The sequence below is a fragment of the Streptococcus parasanguinis genome, from assembly GCF_001578955.1.
GTDB lineage: Bacteria > Bacillota > Bacilli > Lactobacillales > Streptococcaceae > Streptococcus > Streptococcus parasanguinis_U.
Genome location: NZ_KQ969690.1, coordinates 469,398 through 471,736, shown reverse-complemented (window position 1 = coordinate 471,736; position 2,339 = coordinate 469,398). Strand labels below are relative to the sequence as shown.

General features: G+C 45.0%; 3 protein-coding genes. All 3 read right to left on the bottom strand.

The features are described 5' to 3' along the window. The coding region (locus SPADD19_RS12690; protein ID WP_241496498.1) for an L-threonylcarbamoyladenylate synthase at positions 1 to 395 on the bottom strand (395 nt) is incomplete at its 3' end. A 98-nt stretch (positions 396 to 493) separates the two neighbouring features. Then, the gene (leuD, locus tag SPADD19_RS06160; RefSeq protein WP_061455532.1) at positions 494 to 1,084 is read right to left on the bottom strand and encodes a 3-isopropylmalate dehydratase small subunit; all 591 of its coding nucleotides are present in this window, start codon (positions 1,082 to 1,084) and stop codon (positions 494 to 496) included. Between the two features lie 11 nt (positions 1,085 to 1,095). Continuing rightward, positions 1,096 to 2,339, bottom strand: a 1,244-nt coding sequence (gene leuC / locus SPADD19_RS06155) for a 3-isopropylmalate dehydratase large subunit (protein WP_061455531.1), incomplete at its 5' end; no start/stop codon positions are given.

Sequence of the window (2,339 nt, the reverse complement as noted above, 5' to 3'; positions counted from 1 at the left end):
CCAGATTTGATGACAAAGCATGAAGTTCCACGAACGTCTGTCATGAGTTCTTCACGTCCATCTCCGAAAGCTTGCAATTTTGCATAGGCATCTTCACGCCAAGGAAGGATACAACCAAGCAAGATATCTTCATCCCAATGTTTTTGGTAGAAGGCTTCGATTTCAGGATTCAATTGCGCAAGGGCACGAAGTTCATCCATGCTTCCGCAGAGAACCACACCTGGTTTGTTACGGTTGCGTTCTTTGGCTTCGAATTTACGTTCCAAGCCAGCCTTGTCACTGGTCATGATGATGTAGCCAACTTTGGTAGGGCAGACGATACAGCCACCCTCTCCTTTAAGAATGTCAAATCCTTCTTGTGAAAGTTGTCCGTCCCATTGAATGTGTTTTGTCATAAGTCTCTTTCCTTTTCTATTCTTTTTAGTATTGTATCAAAAAATAGTCTCAAATTCAATATATTTTCAGAAAATTCGTAATTCAGTATACAATTTTATCATTGCCAGTAAGCTGGCCGGTTCTTCTCATAAGCTGCGATCAAGTCTTCGTACTGAAGCGTAATCCCGATATCATCCAAGCCGTTGAGCAATTTGTGCTTCCAATCTTGATCGATCTCAAAGCGAAACTCTCCAACAGGTGAGATGATCTTCTGCTCTTCCAAATCCACCGTCACTAGATCTGTCGGCTTCAAACTTGCCAATTGTTGACGAACCTCTAGCGGTTGGACAATCGGCAGCATGCCATTATTAAGCTCATTATTGTAATGGATATCTCCGAAAGATCCGGCGATAACGACTTTAAAGCCATAATCAGCTAAAGCCCAGGCCGCGTGCTCCCGAGAGGAACCAGCCCCAAAATTGTCCCCAGTGATCAAAATGGTCGCCTTGCGGTATTCTGGCTTGTTAAAGATAAAATCTGGATCCTCAGTATATTGGTTATCCAAATAGCGCCAAGCATACATGAGGTATTTTCCAAAACCTTTTTTATCAATCAACTTTAAAAATTGCTTGGGGAGGATTTGGTCGGTATCAATATTATCGTTCATCAAAGGAACCGTAGTTCCTGTATAAATGGTAAATTTCTCCATACTTCCTCCTTTTACTCAACTTCTGGCATTTGGCGCACGTCGACAAAGCGACCGGCGATTGCTGCTGCAGCGGCCATTGCTGGGCTACAGAGATGGGTTTTAGCCCCAAATCCTTGGCGGTCTTCAAAGTTCCGGTTGCTAGTAGAGGCACAATGGACCCCATCTGGAACCTTGTCTGGGTTCATTCCTAGACACATGGAACATCCTGGATCACGCCATTCAAAGCCCGCATCCATAAAGATCTTGTCTAAGCCTAATTTTTCGGCGGCTTGCTTAACCGGACGAGAGCCAGGTACCACAATAGCAGTTAAGTTTGGCGCAATTTTTTTGCCTTTCACAAACTTGGCTGCCAACTCCAAATCGCTGAGACGCGCATTGGTACAAGAACCGATAAAGATATAGCCTAATTCAATGTCTGCTGGTTTTTGGCCAGGTTCAAGATCCATATAATGATAAGCCCGTTCATCATTCATGTCCCGAATCTCTGGAAATGGAGTCTCAAAGTCCACTCCCATTGAAGGATTGGTCCCCCAAGTCACCATCGGAGCAAGATCAGATACATCCATACGGATGACCTTATCATAAACGGCGTCGTCATCACTAACCAGAGTCTTCCAATCAGCTACTGCAGCCTCAAAATCTTCTGGCACACATTCGCGTCCTCGGAGGTAGTCAAAGGTCGTCTCATCTGGATTCATGATCCCCATTTTGGACCCGAACTCGATTGACATGTTACAGATGGTCATGCGTTCTTCCATAGTCAACCGATCAATTGCTTCTCCCCGATACTCTACGACATAGCCAACTCCACAAGCAACACCGTAGCGCGCTATCAAAGCTAGGATGTAATCCTTTGAATAGATCCCTTTTTGTGGTGTTCCGGTGAATTCAACCAACATTTTCTTTGGTTTGACTTGCCAGATGGTTTGGGTGGCAAAAACATGCTCCACTTCACTGGTTCCAATCCCAAAGGCAATGGCACCAAAGGCTCCGTGGGTTGCGGTATGGCTGTCTCCACAGACAATAAATTTCCCAGGCTGGGTCCGACCGGTTTCAGGGCCCACCATATGAACGATTCCTTGCTTAGCAGAACCATGGGCAGCATGATCAATCCCAAAGTCCACCACATTCTCAGCTAATTTATCAATCTGGGCTTTTGAAATCACATCTCGAATATCAAAAATATTGACCGTTGGAACATTGTGATCAAAGGTTCCAAAGGTTAAGTCAGGTCGTCGGACCTTACGTCCTGCGT

What these genes read in the sequence shown, in the direction of transcription:
- leuD (WP_061455532.1), bottom strand. Translation starts at nt 1,084, where the DNA reads ATGGAGAAATTTACCATTTATACAGGAACTACGGTTCCTTTGATGAAC.